The following is a 21,567-nucleotide window of genomic DNA, read 5'->3' as shown; positions in this document are numbered from 1 at the left end:
AGCCCCCCCCTTAAGAGTCTCATGCCAACCGGCCCGTGAATTGATGGGTTGGCCGGTATCAAGCGGCCTCTCGCGGAATCGCATGCTGTTTGACCAAGCCGTAGATCGCCGGGATGACGATCAGAGTCAGCAGGGTGGATGACACCATGCCGCCGACCATCGGCATGGCGATGCGACGCATCAGTTCGGAGCCTGTGCCGGTACTCCACATGATCGGAAGCAGACCGGCCATGATCGCCACCACGGTCATCATCTTGGGTCGCACCCGTTCGACCGCTCCCTCCATGATCGCGAGGTAAAGATCGGCTCGCGTGAAGGGGATACCTTCAGCCGCGCGCTTTGCCTTGAGGTCGTTCAGGGCATGATCGAGATAGATCAGCATCACCACCCCAGTCTCGGCGGCGACTCCTGCCAGGGCGATGTAGCCGATTGCCACCGCCACACTCATGTTGTAGCCGAGGTACCATTGTAGCCACAGCCCCCCCACGAGGGCAAAGGGCAGCGAGGTCATCACGATCAAGGCCTCGGTCACTCGTCTGAAATTCAGATAGAGCAGCAGGAAGATGATGCTGATCGTTAACGGCACAACAATCTTCAGAGTCTCGCTCGCGCGCTCCATGTACTCGAACTGTCCCGACCAAGTGATGAAATAGCCAGACGGCATTTTCACCGAAGCCTGGACGGCCTTGCGCGCATCGGCGACATAGGAGGCGATGTCGCGGTCGCGGATGTCTACATAGATGTAGGTCGATAGCAATGCGTTCTCGGTACGAATGCCCGTCGGCCCCTTCGACAGGTGGATCCGGGCCAATTGGCCCAACGGCACCTGCGTCCCGTCGGTGCCTGCCACCAGCACTTTCTCGGCGATGGCCTGCGGGTCGGAGCGAAACGCACGAGGATAACGCACGTTAACCGAAAAGCGTTCACGCCCTTCGACTGTGGTGGTGACGGTTTCACCCCCGAGGGCGGTGAGGACTACCTCCTGGAGATCGCCAATGGTGACACCGTAGCGCGCAAGCTGGGGCCGGTCAGGTTCGATGTTGAGGTAATAGCCTCCGCCGATGCGCTCGGCATAAGCGGAGGAGGTGCCGGGAACGGTTCGCACCGCGGCTTCGATCTGACGGGCCAACACCTCCATTTCGTCGAGATCCTTGCCGAACACCTTGATGCCGATCGGAGTGCGGATGCCGGTTGACAGCATGTCAATCCGGGCGCGCAGCGGCATGGTCCAGGCGTTGGAGACCCCTGGCATCTGGAGGGCCTTGTCCATTTCGGCGATCAGCTTGTCCGTGGTCATGCCGGGGCGCCACTCGGATTCAGGCTTCAGGTTGATCACGGTTTCGAACATCTCGGAGGGGGCGGGATCGGTGGCGGTGCCAGCCCGACCCGCCTTGCCCCAAACCGATTCCACCTCGGGGAAGCTCTTGATTATCTTGTCCTGGGTCTGGAGCAACTCGGTCGCTTTGGTGATCGACAGACCGGGGAGCGTGGTTGGCATGTAGAGCAGGGTGCCTTCGTTCAAAGTCGGCATGAATTCGGCACCCAGCCGCGACAACGGAAACCATGAGGCGGCGAGAACGAGAACGGCAAGGGCGATGGTCGCGGTCTTGGCCCGCATCACGCCGGTGATGATCGGGCGGTAGGCCCAGATCATGGCGCGATTGATTGGATTCCGGCTCTCTGGAACGATCCGTCCCCGAATGAACAGCATCATCAGCACAGGAACCAGCGTCACCGACAGCAGGGCGGCTGCGGCCATCGTGAAGGTCTTCGTGAAAGCAAGCGGCTTGAACAGCCGTCCTTCCTGGGCTTCCAGGGCAAACACCGGCAGGAACGAAACGGTGATGATCAACAGGCCGAAGAACAGGCTGGGGCCGACTTCGATGGCAGCTGAGATTAGAGCCTCGGCACGATTGTCCCCAGGTTTCATCCGCTCCAGGTGCTTGTGGGCATTTTCGATCATGACTATCGCCGCGTCCACCATCGCTCCCACCGCGATGGCCACCCCGCCCAGCGACATGATGTTGGACGTCATGCCCAAGGCGTTCATGACGATGGCGGCGACCAGTACGCCGACAGGCAGCATGACGATCGCCACCAGCGCCGAGCGCAGATGCAGCAGAAAGACCATGCAGACGATCGCGACGATGACACTTTCCTCGATCAGGGTCCGCTTCAGTGTGTCGATCGCGCGCAGGATCAGGTCGGAGCGGTCGTAGACCGCCTTGATCGAGACGCCCTCGGGCAAACCTGGCGATAACTCGGTGATCTTGGCCTTGACGTGCTCGATAACGGACAGGGCGTTCTGGCCGAACCGTTGCAGCACAATGCCGCTGACCACCTCGCCTTCGCCATTGAGTTCGGCGATGCCTCGTCGTTCGTCGGGACCGAGTTCGACTCGTGCGACGTCTCGTACCAGTACCGGAGTACCTTTGTCCGATTTCAGGACAAGGTTTTCTATGTCGTCGATTCCTCGCAGGTATCCATGTCCTCGGACGACGAATTCTGTCTCGGCTAACTCTACCGTCCGGCCGCCGACGTCTATGTTGCTCTTGCGGATCACCTCGGTGATCTTGGACAGTGGAATGCCATAGGCCTGGAGCCGTTGTGGATCGACCACCACCTGATATTGCTGGACGAACCCACCGACACTTGCAACCTCGGCCACGCCTTCGGCCTTGGCCAGTTGGTAGCGGATATACCAGTCCTGGATCGTGCGTAACTCGGCGAGCGTCCGATCCTTGGCCAGAACCACGTACTGGTAGACCCATCCCACCCCGGTCGCGTCGGGGCCAAGAGTAGGCGTCACGCCTGTCGGCATACGCTTGGCCGCAGAACTGAGATATTCCAGCACCCGCGACCGTGCCCAATAGATGTCGGTGCCGTCTTCGAAGATGATGTAGACAAAAGAGACGCCGAAGAACGAGAACCCACGAACCGTTTTCGATCTCGGTACACTCAGCATGGCGGTCGTGAGTGGATAGGTGACTTGATCCTCTACCACCTGGGGAGCCTGTCCTGGCACCTCGGTGTAGAGGATCACCTGTACGTCGGACAGGTCGGGGAGTGCGTCGAGCGGCAGGCGTTTGACCGCCAGCGTTCCGGCACCGATGATGAAAATGGTTCCCAGCAGAACGAGGAAGACATTGCGGGCGGACCAGCGAATGATTGCGGCGATCATGGCGGGTCTACGCCTCAGTGTGAGTGGAAACTTTGCAGGGCGGCACGCAGGTTGCTTTCTGCGTCGATCAGGAAGTTGGCGCGAACGACCACTTTTTCCCCTTCGGCCACCCCATCGCGCACTTCGATCAAGCCGCCCGCCCGTGTGCCAACCTTCACCTCGCGCGGTTCGTAAAGTCCGTCCCCCCGTTCCACCAACACGGTTTGCCGGGTGCCGCTGTCGAGGATTGCAGAATCAGGGATGGTCAGCACCGGCCGATCCGCGACCGGCGATGCCAGATCCACCGTGCCGTAAAGGGCGGGTTTGAGGCGCCCATCGGGGTTCAGCAGTTCGATTCGGACCTTGACGGTGCGGGTCTCTGGCGTCACGAAGGGGGAGATGAATGTGACCTTGCCGGTAAAACTCGAACCCGGCAAGGCGTCGAAACTGGCCTTGGCGGTCAGGCCAACTCTGACCTGAGCTAAGTCTTGTTCGAACACATCGGCAACCACCCAGATTCGAGATAGGTCGGCGATCTGATACAGCATCTCGCCGGGCATGAACCGCATTCCTTGGATCGCCCGCTTCTCCACGACGATCCCCGAAGCGGGAGCGGCAAGGGTCAGGGTTCGGCTGGCCGCCCCTCCCTGCCGCAACCGCTCGATCTGGGCGGCGGACACGTCGAGGTTTCGGAGACGGGTCAAGGCCCCCTCGGCCAGCGACCGCGCGGACTCCTGTGCATCCCGGCTGGCTTGGTTCAGGGCCTGCGCTCCCGTCATGGCTACCTGATATTCCTGCTCGGCCAGAACCAAGTCGGGGCTGTAGACCTCCATCAAGGGTTGGCCTCGCCTAACCATCTGGCCCGTCTGGTTGACATGCAGGCGTTCGATATAGCCTTCAAATTTCGCAGTAACGACATGCAAGTTGCGTTCGTCGATCTGAACCGAACCGACGGCGCGGACCGAGCGGGTAAGCGTGTTCATCCGTGCCGTTTCCGTCCGGACACCTAGTTTCTGTACCTTCTCGGGGCTGATTCGGATCGTGGTCCCGTTGTCGTCCCCTTCGTAGACCGGAACGTAATCCATCCCCATGCTGTCCTGTTTCGGCACGGGTGATCTGTCGGGCAGGCCCATCGGATTGCGGTAATAGAGAATCTTGCCATGCTCCTGCGGTTTGGTGGCCGGAACAGGATTGGGATCGGGATCGGCGTAGACCGGAGTGTAGTCGCGCCCCTGGACATCCCTCTTGGGAACGGGCGAGTAATCCGGGGTGGCGTCTGGATTCTGGTAAAACAGGATCTGGCGTTCCATCGTCCTGCCGGTAGCAACGGGCGGCTGGACGTCACCATGGCTGGAGCGACCGATCCAGTAGCCACCCCCCAGCGCGGCAAGGACGGCAATTCCGCCGATGACGAAGGGGGAAGGCTGTTTCATAGGTCGCGTCCCACCAATTTCTCCAACTCGGCGAGGCGGACTTGTTGCTCGAACACGACCTTCACGAGGTCGATATGCGATTTCCACACCTGCTGTTCGCTCTGGAACACGTCAACCATCTCACTCCGTCCGAATTCGTAACTGCGCAAGGCGGCCTGGAAGCCGATTTCGGCTTGGGGCAACTGGCTTTCGCGCAGTAGCATTTCCACCTCATGTGCGGATTTGAGGCTGATCCAGGCGTCGGCGACCTCGTTGTCCAATTCCCGAGATCGCACTTCGCGTTTCGCGCGGGCGGCGGCGGTCATTGCCTTGGCTTCACCGATGTCGGACTCCCGCAGCCCCCACTGCAAGGGCAGGTTCATGCTGACCATGGCCTCGTAACCGCGCCAATCGCCCTCCCGTTTGACTGCGCTGACGCCGACCTCGAAATCGGGATACCAACTGCGTTCGGCGAGGCTGAGTGCCTTGTCCGAACCTTCGATAGTGGCGATCTGTGCCAGGATATCGGGGTTCTCCGATTGTGCCCGTTCGCTCAAAACCGCAAGATCCAAGCTCTCCAACACCGGGATCGGACGGGCAATCGGCGTTTCGAGTAGGGGGGTGTCGAGGGGGCGGGCCAGCAACCGATTGATCCTGGCTCGCGCCTTGCGGCGTTCCCCCTCGACACGAACGATCTCGGCATCGAGAGAGGACTTCTCAACCTCGGCCCGCGTCACATCCTGCAAGCGCCCCAGAGCTTGGGCGTAACGGACACGAGCCAGCCGAGCCAGCGTGTCGAGACGGGTCCGCAAATCCTTTGCCGCCTCGATCACCAGATGAGCCGAGTGATAGTCGGCGTAGGCGAACTTCACCCGTGCGATCAGGTCGTTCTCGACCTGACGCTTGAGCACGGCTGCCTTGCGGGCTCCGGCGGCGGCGATCTCGCGCTTGAGGTCACGTTTCCCCCAGAACGGTAGTTCCTGGGATAAACGAAGCTTCTTCATGGTGCTGGCCGCCGGGTTGCCGGGAAAGAAGCCGCCATTGCGGTTGGTGTTCCAGTCCTCGACCGACAACGACAGTTTGGGGTCGGCCAGGGAACCCGCTCCTTCGATCCTGGCGGTAGCCGCTTCCGCCTCCAGAGCGGCCACTTGAAGCTCGAGACTCATCTGGCGCGCACGATTGAGGAGGCTATCGACCGAACCGCCAGACGAGGACATCGAGGTAAGCTCAGGACCGCTTCCCGCCTCCTCTGCCCAGGCCGGGGGGCACGAGGCAAACGCCGCGAGCAACGCCATGGTCACGACGGTTCGTCTTGCCTTCATCGTCATGCTGCCTCCTGTCACTCCGGTTTAATGCCCGTGTCCGTGATCCCTTGAACCGGCCGGATCGGAGGCGACGGCGGTGAACAGAACCTTGCCGGTGAGGGTGGCGGCTTCCCCTTGAACCTTGGCCGAGACAGTCAAGGTCCACGGCCCAGCCATCGCGACATCGGCGACGAAAGGATAGAGTCCCTTGCCGTCGGGAGTGGACGGCGTGATCTTGGTCGGCATCGTCGCCGCGCCCATCGGCATTTCCAGTTTCGGCTGGAACAAGATGGCGTCGGTCAACGCCTTTCCCGAAGGAACATGGATCAGCCGGATTGCCAGGGGGGCACTGGGTGACACAGCGATCTGGGGCTGCGCCGCTTCGAATTGGTAATCCCTTGGATCGGCCTTGGCCGTCTCCGAGCCTAAGGCCATCGCCATCCCGAGAATGGCGGCCATTGTCATCCGGTGCGGTTCCACCTTCATCTTTTGATCCAGAAGCAGAGAAGAGTGGTGATTATCTTGTGTGATTTACGTCGATCTGACGTGTAAAGTTTTGTAAAAATTGTAATGAACAGTTATTTACATATGTTTTTTCATTGCCGATTAGTATTTGGTAAAAGTACATTCCCGTTCTGATCGGCGAGGCTGTCGTGAGATGACGTCATTCCTTCCAGATTCTGTCGCAGGCAGAACCATGATCGTTCTGCTGGTCGGATTGACGATCTCGCACGTCGCCGGTACCTATTTCCTGTCTAATGACCGGCGAGATAGCCTCATCGAAACCAGTGAACGGCTTTGCGCCGACCACATCGCCGTCATCACCCATCTGCTCGATAAAACCCCGCCACAAGAGAGGGCCGCCCTGGTTGGCGAATTGGGCGGTGCGATCACAGCGATTTCGTTGTCGGATCACCCGAAAGTTGAGGGACGCCATTCCGACGAAGACGAGCTGTCAATGGTGCAGGCTGCCCTCAAGCCCTATTTCGCAACTGTCGATCATTCTCGTCTTCGCGTCGCCCATCACCAGACGTCTTCCGACCAAGGTCGGGGACTCTGGATTAACCTGTTGACCGGGTTTCCCCATGATCGGGCGATGCAGGTGTCTTTCCTGTTAAATGACGGGCGCTGGGTCAATTTCGAGATGACGATGGTTCGCGACGCCTCGTGGTGGTCGCCCCATGCGGCCTTGTCCACTTTGGCGATGATGGTCGCCATTCTGGTATTTGGGTCCCTGGCAACGAGTTGGGTCGGCCGACCCTTGGCGACCTTCGCCGCCGCCGCCGACCGCCTCGGTCGAGACGTCAATGCCCCCCGTCTGCCCGAGGATGGGCCTTGGGAGGTCCGTCGTGCCGTTGCTGCCTTTAACGAAATGCAGGATCGAATCCGCCGTTTCGTCGAGGATCGCACTCAGATGCTGGCGGCGATCAGCCACGATCTGCGAAGCCCGATCACCCGCATGCGGTTGCGGATGGATCTGCTGCCCGAGGGGGACGGCCGAGACAAGATGTTGCATGACTTGACGGAAATGGAAGCGATGGTGGCGTCCAGCCTGGAATTCGCCCGTGACGAAGCCGTAAACGAGGCGACCCAGAGCATTGATCTCGCGGCGACGCTCGCGGTGATCTGCGACGACATTACCGACATCGGTCTGATCGCGGATTTTGAATGGAGCACGCGTCTGGTCTGTGCCTGCCGCCCGACAGCGATGAAGCGCGCCCTCACCAACCTGATCGAGAATGCCGCCCGCTATGGTCGCGAGGCGAAGGTTCAAGCCCGGCGCATCGGTTCAACTGTCGAGGTGATTGTCGAAGATCGGGGGGCTGGGATACCCGTCGCGGAGCGAGAAAAGGTTTTCAATCCATTTTACCGTCTCGACGGGTCGCGCAATCGCCAGATGGGTGGCATTGGCCTGGGGATGACGGTGGCGCGTGACATCATTCGCGCTCATGGGGGAGACATCCATCTAGAAGATCGCCAGGGGGGAGGGATGCGTGTGGTCGTCATTTTGCCGCAGGAGAAAGAGGTATGACGAGCATCCTGGTCGTCGATGACGATGCTGAAATTTGCGATCTGGTGAGCCAGGCCCTGAGCGCCCAGGGCTACCAGGTGACGAGTGTCGGCGATGGGACTGCGATGCGGTGTGCCCTGGAGGGGGAGGTTATCGACCTGATCATCCTCGACCTGATGCTGCCGGGCGAGGATGGTCTGTCCCTCTGTCGTCACCTGCGCGCAACCACGGCCACGCCGATCATAATGCTGACCGCCATGGGTTCCGAGATCGACCGGGTGGTGGGGCTGGAAATGGGGGCTGACGACTACCTCGCGAAACCATTCAGCACCAGGGAATTGCTTGCCCGCATCCGGGCGGTTCTGCGCCGGTCGGGGCCGTCTTTTCCGACAGTTCCTACCAATCCGCAAGACGTGAACACGGAGGGGAGAACCGGCGAAGTCTTTGTCTTTTCGGGATGGACGTTGGACGCCAAGCGCCGCCGCCTCACGTCATCCGATGGTGTGCTCGTCGAGATGACCAGCGGCGAGTTCGACCTCCTGCTTGCCTTTCTCAGACACCCGCATCAGGTATTGAGTCGCGACCAGTTGCTCGACTTGGCCCGAGGGAGGGTGTCCGGTCCTCTCGATCGTACCATCGATGTCCAGGTTGGGCGTTTGCGGAGGAAAATGGAGGACGACCCCAAATCTCCAGACCTGCTCAAGACAGTCCGTGGGGGAGGGTATGTCTTGGCGGTGAATGTTGATATCAAGTAGTTAAAAGTTAATTTTTCAGCAGTGAAGTTTTGTTCATGTGACGCATCTGATAGTTTTATTTCTATCTGACAGAATGTGTCGTCATGAATTTCGGATGGTTTGTGATTCGTCCAGGCGTGTAATGTCCTTGACGAGAGGGGGGAGTGACCTCCGTTCGACGTTTTGTGCTAACGAGCGTCATCGGATTGGCCCATCGGTATGATGACCGTAACGGGCGGCCAATTCTAGCCGTGCCGAAGGCGTCGTGCTAAGTGTTTGGTTATGAGCAGGATTGGCTTTTATCACCTCACCCGTTGGCCGCTTGAACATGCCTTGCCGCGTCTGTTGGAAAAAGTTCTGGCAGCGGGGCTGCGGGTAGTGGTTCTGGCCGGTTCGACCGAACGGGTCCAGGTGCTGTCGGATCGCCTGTGGACCTATCAGTCGGATTCGTGGCTACCGCATGGCAGTGCCAGCGATGGCGAGGCCGCTCTCCAGCCGGTTTGGCTAACCGCCGAGGAAGAGAACCCCAATGGAGCGAAGGTTCTGGTCGCTTGCGACGGGGTGACGCCCGCGGCGGTCGGGGAATTCGATCGTTGCCTCGATCTGTTCGACGGAACCGACCCCGACGCGGTGGCGGCGGCACGGATTCGCTGGAAGCAGTGGAAGGAGGCCGGTCACGTTCTGACCTACTACCAGCAAGGCGAAAGCGGCGGCTGGGTTGAAAAGGCCAGTACCGAAACGAGTTCCTAGGGCGTTTGCCAGGACGGCGAGTTCTCGCGTGATGTCCTCACGGTGCATCGCGCGAATTTGACTCGCCTACCCTCTGGGTACCAGGACGCCGAAACACGATCCCCGGCCGGTGAGGGTGCGGACCTCCAGAGGATGATCGAGCAGCCCCGCCATCCGTCGCACCACGCCAAGACCAAGGCCAAGGCCGCGTGAATCGGCTGTTGTTCCTGGCCGGTCGATTCGGGTGAAGTCGTCGAACACTTTGGCGACTTTGCTGGCGGGGATGCCGATGCCTGTATCCCAAACCTGGATCGCAACATGGTCGCCACGATGGCGGCATCCGATCAGAATGCCGCCTGTTTCGGTGTAGCGGACGGCGTTGACCAGCAGGTTGCGCAACAACCGTTCCAGCAGGACCGGGTCGCTGACGATCCGGGCCTCGGTCGGGACCGCGCCGATCGACAGTCCCCGGCTGGTCGCTTCCGGCTCGATCTGGTCAACCAGGGCAGCCAGCAGCGGCATCAGCCGGAACGTGCTTAGATTGGGGGTGATTTTGCCTGCTTCCAGGGCCGAGACGTCGAGCAGAGACCCCAGCAGCGAGTTGGTTGCCTCGATGCTCCGGCGCAGTTTATCGACGACGGTGGCGGTGCTGGGATCGGTGATCCGGGAGGATAAAACTTCGGCGAACATGCCTGCGGCCTGAAGCGGTTGGCGCAGATCGTGGCTGGCGGCGGCAAGAAAGCGGGTCTTGCTTTCGTTGGCGAGGCGGGCTTCCTCGGCGCGGTGTTCAGCCTCTTCGGTTCGCTCTTGCACCCGCTGTTCCAGCCCGGCCAGGATCGCCTGCTCGCGCCCGATGCCGCGAAAAGCCATCACCGCCAACCCGGCCACGGCGGTTCCCGCCAGAAACAGGGCGATGAGCAGGGCACCCACGGTTGACCACCACGGTGCGAGCACTTCGTCGAGCGCCATGCCGGCGACCACCACGATGTCGTAATCCTTCAAGCGGCGATAGGCACTGATCCGGTCGATTCCATCGGACAGGGACGGGCCGATGACGGTTCCGGCCGGCTTGTTTACTGCGGCCTCGAAAATCGGCCCGCTCTGAACCGATCGACCGACGTAAAGTTCCGGGTTGGGCTGACGCAGGATCAGCCCCTCGGTGCTGGCGGCAGCGATCACGCCGTCCTGCCCCAGGACCAGGCTGTTATAGAAATTGGTGAAGTAGATGGCGTGGATACCGCAGGCAACGACGCCGATGAAGTTGCCCTGATCGTCCGAGACCCGGCGGCTGACGGTGAAGATCAGATTATTGCTGTAGCGGGCGAAGACCATCGGCGCGACGACCAGTTCGGTTCCCTCGGCGTGGGCCTTGAACCACGGCCGGTCGGACAGATTGACTGTCGTTCCAAGAGTCGATGGAACCTGCGCGGCGACGGTATTGCCCTGGGCGTCGATCACGACAATGCTGCCGCGTTCCGGCAGGCTGGCCTGGAGATCACCCAGTTCAGTTCGTTGCTGCTCGGCGGAAATTCGGCCGTGATGATGGGCGCGGGCAATTTCGGCCATCCGCCGTAGCAACATGTCGGTGGTGCCGAGCGTGCGGGTTAGAGTTTCGTCCAGCAACCGGGCGACGCCGACGGTATTTGACTCGGCATCTTCAATTGCGGCTTGCCGAAGGTGAACTGAAAAGCCAGCCGAGCCGACGATCATCAAGAGGACCACCAGCATGACCAAAAGGCGAAGAATAACCCTCAGTTCGTCAGGAGGGCGGGCTTGCTTCGCTGATGATGGTCGTGGGGAATTCGGCTTGACTTCACTCACCGCTGCCCCCTTGGTTGCACCTCGAAATAGATTCTATACCTCTGGCAAGGGCAGGGGAAGCCCTAGACTTATGTCGAGGTTTGTTCAAGCGCCTCATGGGCTTCCAGCCAAGCCGATTCGGCAGCGGCGACCTTGCGGGCCAACTCGGCTTCGCGCAGACGCAACTCGGTCAGGCGGGCCGGTGGGCCTTGGTACAATTGAGGGTCGGCCAGTTGGTTGGTGATTTCGGCCTGCTGGCGATGCAGGTTTTCCAAGGTCTTTTCCGCCGCCTGAGCCGCCTTGCGCAGGGGGGCAAGCTGGGCGCGGGCTTCGGCGGCGGCACGGCGGTCGGCCTTGCGGTCGATGACGTCGGTGGCGCGTTCCGGCTTGGCCTCGCGGCGCGCTTCACGGGCACGGTCGAGCAGCAGGCGGCGGTAGCCAGCCAAGTCGCCGTCGAAGGCGGTAACGCAGCCATCGCCGACCAGCCACAGACGGTCGGCGGCCAGTTCGATCAGGTGAGGGTCGTGGCTGATCAGGACCACCGCGCCGTCATAGGCGTTTAGCGCCGACACCAGCGCTTCGCGTGCGTCGATATCGAGATGGTTGGTTGGTTCGTCGAGGATCATCAGATGGGGGGCGTCGCGGCTCATCAGGGCAAACAACAACCGCGACTTCTCGCCACCGGACAGGTTGGCGACCTTGACGTCGGCGCGCTCCTGCTCGAAGCCGAACCGGCCAAGCTGGGCCCGGACCTTGGAATCGAGTTGGCCCTTCATCAGTTCGGCCATGTGCTCGAAGGCGGTTCGCTCGGCGCGCAATTCTTCGGTCTGATGCTGGGCGAAATAGCCGATCCGCAGCTTCGGCGGCTTGCGCAGGCTGCCTTTCAACAGCTTCAGTCGTCCCGACAGCACCTTGGCCAGGGTCGATTTTCCGTTGCCGTTGGCACCCAGCAGAGCGATGCGGTCGTCCATGTCGATTCGCAGGTCGAGGCCCTTCAGAATCGCTTTGTCGCCATACCCGGCGATGCCGTCGTCGATTGCCAGGATCGGCGGGCTCATCGGCTCTGGATCGGGGAAGTCGAAGCTGACGGCGCGATCCTCGACCACCGGAACCACCATCTCCATCCGTTCCAGCATCTTGACCCGGCTTTGCGCCTGGGTCGCCTTGGTTGCCTTGGCGCGGAATCGGTCGATGAAGGCCTGAATTTTACGGCGTTGTTCAGCCTGCTTGGTGAAGGCTTTGGCCTGCAATTCCATCCGGGCGCGACGGGTTGCCTCGAACTGGTCGTAATTGCCGCCATAGGCAACCAACTTGCCGCCGTCGAGATGGACGATGCGGGTCGCAACTTCGTTCAGCAATTCACGGTCGTGGCTGATCACCAACAGTGTGCCGGGCCACGAGGCGAGGTGGTTTTGCAGCCACAGGGTTGCTTCGAGATCAAGGTGGTTGGTCGGTTCGTCAAGCAGCAACAGGTCGGGATTCGCGAACAGCGCCGCCGCCAGGGCGACACGCATCCGCCAGCCGCCGGAAAAATCCGAGACCGGGCGCATCTGCGCTTCGGCGGAAAAGCCCAGGCCGGACAGAATCGCCGCCGCTCGTGCCGGGGCGGAATGGGCGTCGATAGTGTTCAGACGCTCGTGAATTTCGGCGATGCGGTGGCCGTCGGTGGTGGTCTCGGCTTCGTCCAGCAGGGTGGCGCGTTCGGTGTCGGCGGCCAGAACGCAGTCGATCAGGCAGGTTTCGCCCTCTGGCGCTTCCTGAGCCAAGCGGCCAATCCGTGCGCGTGCGCGCAAGGAAATGTCGCCACCATCAGGGTGCAATTCGCCCAGGATCAGCTTGAACAGGGTCGATTTGCCGGTGCCGTTGCGCCCGACAAGGCCAACGCGCTGGCCTGCGGCAATGTGAACGCCAGCCTGCTCGAACAGAGCGCGGCCGCCGTAGCGGAAAGTCAGATCGGTGATACGCAGCATGGAGCGTTGCTTAACACGGATGATGCCAGGGGCCAAAGCTTCCGTTGCTCCCTGGGCGCGATGGCGCTATAACGCGCCCGCTCCCCCACGCCGGCCGTGGGGAGAGGGATCGCTGCTGCTCGTCCGTGGGGGGACGAAGGCGCGGCGCAAGCAACCGCCGACCAAGGAATCTCATTCATGGCTATCGAACGTACCCTGTCGATCATTAAGCCGGACGCCACCCGCCGCAGCCTGACCGGCAAGATCAACGCCCGATTCGAGGAAGCCGGCCTGCGCTTCGTGGCGCAGAAGCGGATCCGCCTCACCAAAGAGCAGGCCGAGCAGTTCTACTCGGTGCATGCCGAGCGCTCGTTCTTCGGCGAACTGGTTGCCTTCATGATTTCCGGCCCGGTCGTGGTCCAGGTTCTCGAAGGCGAGAACGCCGTCGCCCGCAACCGCGAGATCATGGGCGCCACCAACCCGGCCAATGCCGCTCCGGGAACGATCCGCGCCGATTTCGCCGAGTCGGTTGAAGCCAACTCGGTCCACGGTTCGGACTCCGCCGAGAACGCCGCGATCGAGATCGCCTACTTCTTCGCCGGAACCGAGCTGGTCGGCTAAGTCGATCCGACTTGTTCGGTCTCGGTGCCGCTTTTCAGGCGTGTGCCGACCCGGAACCGACGTCATTCACCCTCCAGAGTTCTGCTCTGGGGGGTGTTTTGCGTTTCGGCGATGATTTGCCACGACTTTTCTTAATGCCTGCCCTGATCTTGCCATCTTCCTCCGTTCAAATACGCCTTGGGGCAGCCATGCTGTCTCCGTATTTCCACCCCCTTGGGGAGGCGTTGTTGATTTCAATCGGTGCGTTCAGCATAATGTGTGGGATCGCTCTTGACGGTGGCCGACTGGAACCGTCGAGGCAGGGATGCTGTCGCTTTCGACGGGTCCGGGGTCATGTTGCTCTTGGGAGGATATGACATGATGACCATGATGTGCCCGAGCCGCGACTGATTGCCTCTTCACCTTTCCGCCATTGCCCGCCGCCTTTGACTGGCGCGGGACCAGACGATGACAGAAATCCAGGAGGATGATCATGTCGGTAGCAGCTCTTCCCGTTGTCGATGGCGACGACGGCTTGGCCAAATATCTCCGCGATATACGCGCGTTTCCGCTCCTTGAGGCCGAGGAGGAGTTCATGTTGGCCCGGCGTTGGGTCGATTATGAAGACACCGATGCCGCTCATCGCCTTGTTACGTCGCACCTGCGTCTGGTGGCGAAGATCGCGATTGGCTATCGCCACTACGGCCTGCCCGTCGCCGATCTGATTTCCGAAGGGAATATCGGCCTGATGCGTGCGGTCAAGAAGTTCGATCCCGATCGCGGCTTCCGTCTCGCCACCTATGCGATGTGGTGGATCAAGGCATCGCTGAACGAGTTCGTTCTGAATTCGTGGTCGATGGTCAAGATCGGCACCCTGGCCGCTCAGAAGAAGCTGTTCTTCAATCTGCGTCGGATCAAGTCGCGGCTGCGCCTGCTCGAAAGCGGCGATCTGGCCCCCGAGCACGTCACCGCGATCGCCCGCGAATTGTCGGTCGATGAAAGCGATGTCATCTCGATGAATCGCCGGATGGCGGCTCGTGACGGCTCGCTCAACATTCAGGTCGGCGAAGGTGGGACCGAGATTCAGGATTTGTTGGCTGACGAGGCCGACAATCAGGAAACCTCCTACGCTCGGCGCGAGGAACTGGACAAGGGGCGTCAGTTGATTAGTCAGGCGCTTGACGGGTTGACCGAGCGCGAACGCGAAATCTTCGTCGAGCGCCGTCTGCGTGATGATCCCGCCACCCTTGAGGAACTGGGGCTGCGCTATGGAGTCTCGCGCGAGCGTATCCGACAGATCGAGGTCAAAGCCTTCGAGAAGGTCAAAGATCTGGTCAAGGCCGGGTTCATTCCGGTCGCCGCCTAAAGCCCTTTCCCGCCCGGTCGAAGTCCAGCTTTCGACCGGGCGGCGCAGCGATTTCTCTCTTCGTTGATCAAGCCGATGTAAGGTCGCCCCAACCCGTTTCGGTTGGCTTCGCTGTCTCCATCCACTATGCTTCTCGTCCCCGCGCGCCTGGGGCGCGCCTTTTCGACCATGAAGCAGCGAGACATGATCACCAGCAACCGCGTCTATGTCTATGACACCACCCTGCGCGACGGCGCGCAGACCCAAGGCGTTGACTTCTCCGCCACCGACAAGGTGCGGATTGCTCGTGAGCTTGACCGAATTGGTATTGATTACATTGAAGGCGGCTGGCCGAAGGCCAATGCTACCGACGATGCCNTTTTTGCCGCTCCGCCCGAACTGAGCCGGTCGCGTCTGGCCGCCTTCGGCATGACCCGCCGGGCCGGACGTTCGGCCGATAACGATCCGGGACTGGGCGCTCTGCTGGTTACCCCGGCGCGCGTGGTGACCATGGTCGGCAAAAGCTGGGACTTCCAGGTGACGGTCGCCCTGGGAATCGAACTGGAAGAGAATCTGCGGATGATCGCGGATTCGATCGCCCATGCGGCTTCGAAGGTTGACGAGGCCTTGTTCGACGCCGAGCATTTCTTCGACGGTTACAAGGCCAATCCAGCCTATGCCCTGGCCGCGGTTCGCGCTGCCTATCAGGCGGGTGCCCGCTGGGTAGTGCTGTGTGACACCAATGGCGGCACTCTGCCGCACGAGGTGGCGCGTATCGTCGGCGAGGTGATCGCCGCCGGTATCCCCGGCAGTCATATCGGCATCCACTGTCATAACGATTCCGAGACGGCGGTTGCCAACACCCTGGCCGCCGTCGCCGCCGGAGCGCGTCAGGTTCAGGGCACACTGAATGGCCTGGGCGAGCGTTGCGGCAATGCCAATCTGGTATCGGTGATTCCGGCATTGATGCTGAAGATGGGCTTTACCACCGGTGTCTCGCTTGAGGATCTGGCCTCGCTCAAGGCGGTGTCGCGGGCGCTCGACGACGTGTTGGACCGGGTGCCGCAACGCGGTCAGCCTTATGTCGGAGCCTCTGCCTTTGCCCATAAAGGCGGGCTGCACGTTTCGGCGGTGGCGCGCGATCCGCGCTGTTACGAGCATATCGACCCGGCTTTGGTTGGGAATGTCCGCCACTTCGTCGTCTCGGATCAGGCCGGGCGCTCGAATATCGTGGCGCGGATGAACGAGATCGGCGTCGATCTCGATGCGGTCAAGCGCGAGGCGCTGGTCCGGGTGGTCGGGCAGATGCAGGTCGGCTTCGACCCGCATTCGGTGACCGATCTGGTCGATCTGGTCAAGAAGCTGGAAGGCGAGGGCTACACCTACGACCAAGCCGCCGCCAGCTTTGAATTGCTGGTGCGTCGGGCGCTGGGCGAGGTGCCCGATTACTTCTCTCTGGAGCGGTACCGCGTTATCGACGAACGCCGCCGTAATGCTCAGGGCGACTGGATCACCCTGTCCGAGGCCACCGTCAAGGTCGAGGTCGGCGGTAACGAATATATGGAAGTCGGCGAAGGTACTGGCCCGGTGCATGCTTTCGATGTCGCGTTACGCAAGGTGCTGACCGGGGTCTATCCCGAACTGACGGCGCTGGAGCTGAAGGATTATCGTGTGCGGATTACCGAATCGACGGTTGGAACTTCCGCCAAGACCCGCGTTACCATTGAAAGCGAGGATGGGTGCGGCAGCCGCTGGACCACCGTCGGCGTCCATACCAACGTGTTGGAAGCCTCGCTGGAAGCGTTGCAGGACAGCATCACCTTCATGCTGTTCCGTCTGGGGACGGCATCGTGAGCGCCGGTCCCGCCATCATCCTGGTCCGGCCCCAGCTTTCCGAAAATATCGGTACCACGGCGCGGGCGATGCTGAATTGCGGCCTGTCAGACTTGCGCTTGGTCGGCCCGCGTGAGGAATGGCTGTCGGATCGCGCCATCGCCGCCGCTTCCGGTGCCGACCGGGTGCTGATGGCCGCGCGCTGCTTCGACGATACCGCTTCGGCGGTGGCCGATTTGAACCGGGTGTGGGCGACCACCGGCCGCGATCGCTATATGGTCAAGCCGGTCGATACCCCGCGCGAGGCCGCCGCGGCAATGCGTACCGTGATTGCCGAGGGCGGCACCTGCGGCGTGTTGTTCGGTCCCGAGCGCACCGGGCTGGAAAATGACGATGTTACCATCGCCGACACGGTTATGACGGTCCCGCTTAATCCCGATTATTGTTCACTGAATCTGGCCCAGGCGGTGCTGCTGATTTCCTATGAATGGTATCAGTGCGCCGCGCCTGCCACGTTGCCCGCGATGACCAAGGGGGCGGACGATTGCGGCCCCGTCGCCAAGGAAAAGCTGCTGACTTTCTTTGCCCATCTTGAACGCGAGTTAGACGAGTGCGGCTTTCTGCGGGTGGCGGACAAGCGGCCGGGGATGATTCGCAATATTCGGAATATCTTCCAGCGCGCTCACTTGACCGGCCAGGAAATCCAGACTTTGCACGGCGTTGTGCACGAACTGGCGACCTATCGCCGCAAGAAGGGTGAGGCACAGGGCTAAGGGCGTTCGACCGACCTCCTCGGCTCCACCCCTTTCCCTTGAGAGGAGGGATGAAGCCGAGGACGCATCTGCCTTTTCCTTAGACGTGCTGTCTAATGGTGGTCTGACCGTAATTCAGCCGGAGCGCGGAACGAGAAATTGGCGGGGGCGGCCATCACCGCTTTCCTGGCCCGGTTCAGCCGTGCCTTAAGGTCGGGGGGCAGGCGGCCTTCGCCGCCAGCGGCACGCGCGATCTCGACCAGAGAAGGCACGCCTTTTTCACCGCCGGTGATGGTGGCGCCATGGCGCTGGGCGGCGAACAGCAGATCGTGAATCAAGGTTCGCTTGTTGGCGGCAACGGCAAGACGGGCGGCCGCCAGTGCCGCCTTGGCCCCTTCGGGTGCGACCAGGGTGACCCGGTGGTGAGGATCGATTCCCACCGGCGACAGATGACCATAGGCGGACAGTTCGACCTCGACCGCGCCATCCAACTCCCGCGACAGGGCGCGGATCGCCTGGCGGTAATCGGCATAAGAATCCAGAATGGCCGCGGCGGCGGAGCTGTCGGCAGGGAAGGCAATATTGACGTCGGTCGAACTGCTCCACGGCTTCAGCTTGCCGGGGCGGGCAACGCGGGCGCGCGTGCGGGCCAGATCTGGCGCTCCCTCGCGGATGGCGCGAAACGTTTCCATTTCGGCACCCGATGAGAAGCCGACACCGAAATCGATCATCACGCCGCCGATCGTCTCGGTCTCGGGATCGAGCAGGCTCATCAGCACGTCGTCGATCGACAGTTCTGACCAGCCGGTCAGGCAGGCCAGCATATCGGCACCGGCATAATCGCAAGATTGCAGCAGCCCTTCGGCTTTCGACCGTGCCGGTTCCTCAGCCAGGGTAACGAAGGCGGACAGCGAATCGCGGCTGACCAGTTCGATGCCATTCAGCACCGTTTCTCCGCCTTCGCCCGCAATCCGTCCTCCCGGAGCGGGCAGGGCGATCTGGGTCCAGCGGCGCAGATAGACCAGCAGACCCGCCATCGTATCGACGTCCGAGCCTTGGACCGGCAGCACCAGTCCGAACTCGCCCGAGGGCACCTCGAAAAAGCGCAGCCGGACAGCGGTGACCATCCCGGTCCACCCCTGCATTCCTTCGACCAGATCAAGATCGTCGCCCGTGATCAGGCGGGGCAGGTCACCGCCCTCGGCAAGGCTTATGGCGTCGATGATCTGCGACGGCAGCAACCGCATCGGTCCCATGCCTCCGGTGGCGACGACGCCGCCGACAAAGGCCGAGGCCACGCTGGTCAGATCGATCAGCACCCGGACGTTCGGCCCGATCTGTTCGGCCAGGGCGGCATTGACCTGGGCAAAAGTCAGTCCGGCTCCGGCCGAAATCAATCCGGCGGCGGCATCGATCGCGATTTGATGCGAAGCGAGGCGGTCGAGTGGGATATCGGCGGCGACGATTTCAGGCATCGCGGCGGCGCGGGGTCGAATTGCCACGACACCGGCGAAGCGGCTGGTTGCCTCGACTGCATATTCATAGGAGCCGATGGCGCTGGTCAGCCCGCCTGCGGGCATCACCGCCCAGTTTTGGCGGACCGCTTCGGCCACGGCGTGGGCGATGTCGGCGGAGACGCACAATCGGGCGACGAGGCGACGACCGCTGTCGTCGGTCAACTCTGCCTCGGGCAGGGCGGAAAAGTCTATGGAAGCCGTGGTCATAACGAGGCAGGCCGCATGGTCATGGGGGGAAGCGGCGGACCATAGCACCAACTGTCGCCCTCTTGAACCCTTTAGGGCGGCAACGCCATGTTTAGGGCATGAGCAATTCAGACGCCGCCCCCTCCGTCACCATCCACACCGCGATCGCCGAGATTCCCGCCGCCGCGTGGAATGCTTGCGCCGGCTCCGCCAATCCTTTTGTCAGGCACGATTTTCTCGATGCGCTCGAACAATCGGGCGCGGTGGCGGCGGCGACCGGATGGCAACCCTGTCACCTTGCCGTGCGCGACGGCGATGGACGGGTGCTGGCGGTCGCGCCGCTTTATCTGAAATCGCATTCGATGGGAGAATATGTCTTCGACCACGCCTGGGCCGAGGCCAGCCACCGTGCCGGGAGGCGTTATTACCCCAAGTTACAAGGCGCGGTTCCCTTCACGCCGGTTCCCGGTCCTCGATTGCTGATCGGTTCCGGTATTGCGGCGGACGCGGCGAGGCGCATCCTGGCCCAATCGATGATCGCGTTGACCGGGCAGGTCGAGGCCAGTTCGGTCCACGTTACCTTCGCGGAACAAGACGACGCCACCGCGTTGGCCGAAGCCGGATTTCTGATCCGGCTGGGGTGGCAATATCACTGGCATAACAATGGGTACGACAGCTTCGACGCTTTTCTTGCCGCCTTGTCGTCGCGGCGGCGTAAAGCGATCCGCAAGGAACGGGACGCCGTGGCCGCCAGCGGAGTTACCCTTTCCACCCTGGTCGGCGACGATATTAAGCCGCATCACTGGGATTCCTTTCACCGGCTTTATCAGGCGACGTGCAACCGCAAATGGGGTGAAGCGTATCTTAACCGCTCCTTCTTCGAATGCCTGTCGGGGTCGGCGGTGGGAGAGCAGGCGGTCCTGATTCTGGCGGTCGATGGTGGCGAGGCCGTGGGGGCGGCCTTTAACATGGTCGGCGACGAGTGTCTGTTCGGCCGGAACTGGGGCGGCGCGGCGGTCGAAGTCCCGTTCCTGCATTTCGAAGCTTGTTATTATCGTGCCATCGATTTTGCGATTTCGCATCGGTTAGCGCGGGTCGAGGCGGGCGCTCAGGGCGAGCACAAGATTGCTCGGGGTTATCTGCCAACCCTAACCCGTTCGGCTCATTGGATTGCCGCCCCCGATCTGCGCCGGGCGATCAGTCGTTTCCTCGATCATGAGCGGGCCGTTGTCGAGCGGCATATTGCCGAACAATGCGCCGATGGTCCGTTTCGTTGCTCTGCTCCAGAGTGATCGACCTAGCGGCAAATGACGCATCGAGCGGATGGCCTTGAGTCGATTTCTTTGTGACGGTTTGTGACTTTTTGCATGTATTGTTTCATGACTGGCTCCTGGGAGTGGCGCGAATGACCGACCGTACCCCCTGTTCTCCACAATCGTCCTCTTGTCGCGATGTGGGGACGACAATGATCAGTCATTTCGTCACACGGCTGGAGGTGGAGGCGGCCAAGGTCGGAGGCTCGTTGAGTGCGGCTGAAATCCGCGCCCTGGCGCAGCATTTCCTCACCGCCGAGCAGGATTGTTTCGGAACCTATTATCAGCGCGCGTGGGACGACTGCTCCCATCTTCGGGAGGCGCTTCAGTTCGAGCACACCCGCAAGCGTCCGTTCGACCGGATTCTGATGCGGCGTTTTTCCTATCTGTACCCGCCGCGTCTATTCGACGAGGGGCGTGATGGAGTGCTGTCACGGCGGATGATCCCCGGCTTCGTCCTAGCGATCGACAAAATGATTGGCCCGACCCTGCGCGAACGGGGTGAACGGATTTGTACCGATATTCTGGTTCGCCATTCCTCGGCCGATGGCCGATGCGATTGGAATGCGGTTTATACCGATTCCGAAACAATCGCGCTGATTGATTATATATTGGGAACGGTGGCTCAGACCTTCACCGATTTCGAGCGGCGGCGAACCTGGATGATCGACCTGATCGACTCTCATCTCGCTCCTGCCGATCCCGCAGCTCCCGATGCGCATTGGACACTGGGGCAGGGCGGCTTCATCGTGCTGATGCGGGCGATGTTCAGCGATTTTGCCCGACGGCTTCAGGCCGATCCCGCTGCCGCCCGTGCTTTTTGGGGCAGTGCGGCCTTTACCACCATCGCCCAGTTCCTCTTCCATCTCGATGAGGGGTGAATCGAAGGCCACCACCGACAGGGACTTGCAAAAAAGGCGCG

General features: G+C 61.5%; 16 protein-coding genes. 9 read left to right on the top strand and 7 right to left on the bottom strand.

All coding sequences use genetic code 11. From position 1 onward, the window contains the following. Positions 1–58: 58 nt before the first annotated feature. From PHAMO_RS02445 to PHAMO_RS02430, 4 genes are read right to left on the bottom strand one after another with little or no spacing between them, the layout of a single operon-like run. Positions 59–3,181, bottom strand: coding sequence for an efflux RND transporter permease subunit (locus PHAMO_RS02445; RefSeq protein ID WP_002726074.1), 3,123 nt, complete (start codon positions 3,179–3,181; stop codon positions 59–61). A gap of 14 nt (positions 3,182–3,195) precedes the next feature. Then, a complete protein-coding gene (locus PHAMO_RS02440; protein WP_002726072.1) occupies positions 3,196–4,593 on the bottom strand; it encodes an efflux RND transporter periplasmic adaptor subunit in 1,398 nt (465 codons plus the stop codon). Further along, positions 4,590–5,900 (bottom strand): TolC family protein, encoded by a 1,311-nt coding sequence (locus tag PHAMO_RS02435; RefSeq protein WP_002726070.1) that lies wholly within the window; start codon positions 5,898–5,900, stop codon positions 4,590–4,592. Before PHAMO_RS02435 ends, PHAMO_RS02440 begins: the two co-directional genes overlap by 4 nt. 21 nt (positions 5,901–5,921) lie before the next feature. Next, positions 5,922–6,362, bottom strand: a complete 441-nt coding sequence (locus tag PHAMO_RS02430; RefSeq protein ID WP_002726068.1) for a FixH family protein — start codon at positions 6,360–6,362, stop codon at positions 5,922–5,924. A 211-nt stretch (positions 6,363–6,573) separates the two neighbouring features. Here PHAMO_RS02430 and PHAMO_RS19225 point away from each other — a divergent pair, with 211 nt between their 5' ends. From PHAMO_RS19225 to PHAMO_RS02415, 3 genes are all read left to right on the top strand, one after another. After that, a complete protein-coding gene (locus PHAMO_RS19225; protein ID WP_002726066.1) occupies positions 6,574–7,908 on the top strand; it encodes an ATP-binding protein in 1,335 nt (444 codons plus the stop codon). Next, a complete protein-coding gene (locus PHAMO_RS02420) occupies positions 7,905–8,642 on the top strand; it encodes a response regulator (RefSeq protein ID WP_002726064.1) in 738 nt (245 codons plus the stop codon). Before PHAMO_RS19225 ends, PHAMO_RS02420 begins: the two co-directional genes overlap by 4 nt. A gap of 261 nt (positions 8,643–8,903) precedes the next feature. Then, complete coding sequence (locus tag PHAMO_RS02415; RefSeq protein ID WP_002726062.1) at positions 8,904–9,371, top strand: DNA polymerase III subunit chi; 468 nt, start codon at positions 8,904–8,906, stop codon at positions 9,369–9,371. Between the two features lie 66 nt (positions 9,372–9,437). On the opposite strand, the gene PHAMO_RS02410 is transcribed toward PHAMO_RS02415, so the two are convergent. Further along, the gene (locus PHAMO_RS02410) at positions 9,438–11,171 is read right to left on the bottom strand and encodes a sensor histidine kinase (RefSeq protein WP_040566082.1); all 1,734 of its coding nucleotides are present in this window, start codon (positions 11,169–11,171) and stop codon (positions 9,438–9,440) included. A gap of 68 nt (positions 11,172–11,239) precedes the next feature. Further along, positions 11,240–13,120 carry an ABC-F family ATP-binding cassette domain-containing protein gene (locus PHAMO_RS02405; protein ID WP_002726058.1) on the bottom strand — a complete coding sequence of 627 codons (1,881 nt, stop codon included), beginning with the start codon at positions 13,118–13,120 and terminating at the stop codon, positions 11,240–11,242. 177 nt (positions 13,121–13,297) lie between these two features. Here PHAMO_RS02405 and ndk point away from each other — a divergent pair, with 177 nt between their 5' ends. The 4 genes from ndk to PHAMO_RS02385 all read left to right on the top strand — a co-directional run bounded on the left by ndk (position 13,298) and on the right by PHAMO_RS02385 (position 17,650). Further along, positions 13,298–13,720, top strand: a complete 423-nt coding sequence (ndk, locus tag PHAMO_RS02400; RefSeq protein ID WP_002726056.1) for a nucleoside-diphosphate kinase — start codon at positions 13,298–13,300, stop codon at positions 13,718–13,720. A gap of 472 nt (positions 13,721–14,192) precedes the next feature. Next, positions 14,193–15,065, top strand: coding sequence for an RNA polymerase sigma factor RpoH (gene rpoH, locus PHAMO_RS02395; protein ID WP_002726053.1), 873 nt, complete (start codon positions 14,193–14,195; stop codon positions 15,063–15,065). Positions 15,066–15,248: 183 nt separating this feature from the next. Beyond that, positions 15,249–16,898 (top strand): citramalate synthase, encoded by a 1,650-nt coding sequence (gene cimA, locus PHAMO_RS02390; protein ID WP_155801501.1) that lies wholly within the window; start codon positions 15,249–15,251, stop codon positions 16,896–16,898. Continuing rightward, entirely contained in the window at positions 16,895–17,650 is a 756-nt protein-coding gene (locus tag PHAMO_RS02385; RefSeq protein ID WP_002726048.1) for an RNA methyltransferase, read from the top strand. Before cimA ends, PHAMO_RS02385 begins: the two co-directional genes overlap by 4 nt. 92 nt (positions 17,651–17,742) lie before the next feature. Here the strand turns inward: PHAMO_RS02385 and PHAMO_RS02380 are convergent, their stop codons facing one another. Further along, positions 17,743–19,353, bottom strand: a complete 1,611-nt coding sequence (locus PHAMO_RS02380) for an FAD-binding oxidoreductase (RefSeq protein ID WP_051002349.1) — start codon at positions 19,351–19,353, stop codon at positions 17,743–17,745. A 98-nt stretch (positions 19,354–19,451) separates the two neighbouring features. On the opposite strand from PHAMO_RS02380, the gene PHAMO_RS02375 reads away from it, so the two are divergent. After that, complete coding sequence (locus tag PHAMO_RS02375) at positions 19,452–20,624, top strand: GNAT family N-acetyltransferase (RefSeq protein ID WP_002726044.1); 1,173 nt, start codon at positions 19,452–19,454, stop codon at positions 20,622–20,624. A 113-nt stretch (positions 20,625–20,737) separates the two neighbouring features. After that, a complete protein-coding gene (locus tag PHAMO_RS02370) occupies positions 20,738–21,526 on the top strand; it encodes a hypothetical protein (RefSeq protein WP_002726042.1) in 789 nt (262 codons plus the stop codon). Positions 21,527–21,567: the final 41 nt, after the last annotated feature.

The sequence above is a fragment of the Magnetospirillum molischianum DSM 120 genome (assembly GCF_000294655.1).
In the GTDB taxonomy this organism is placed as follows: Bacteria; Pseudomonadota; Alphaproteobacteria; order Rhodospirillales; family Magnetospirillaceae; genus Phaeospirillum; species Phaeospirillum molischianum.
This window is presented reverse-complemented; position numbering and strand designations above follow the sequence as displayed.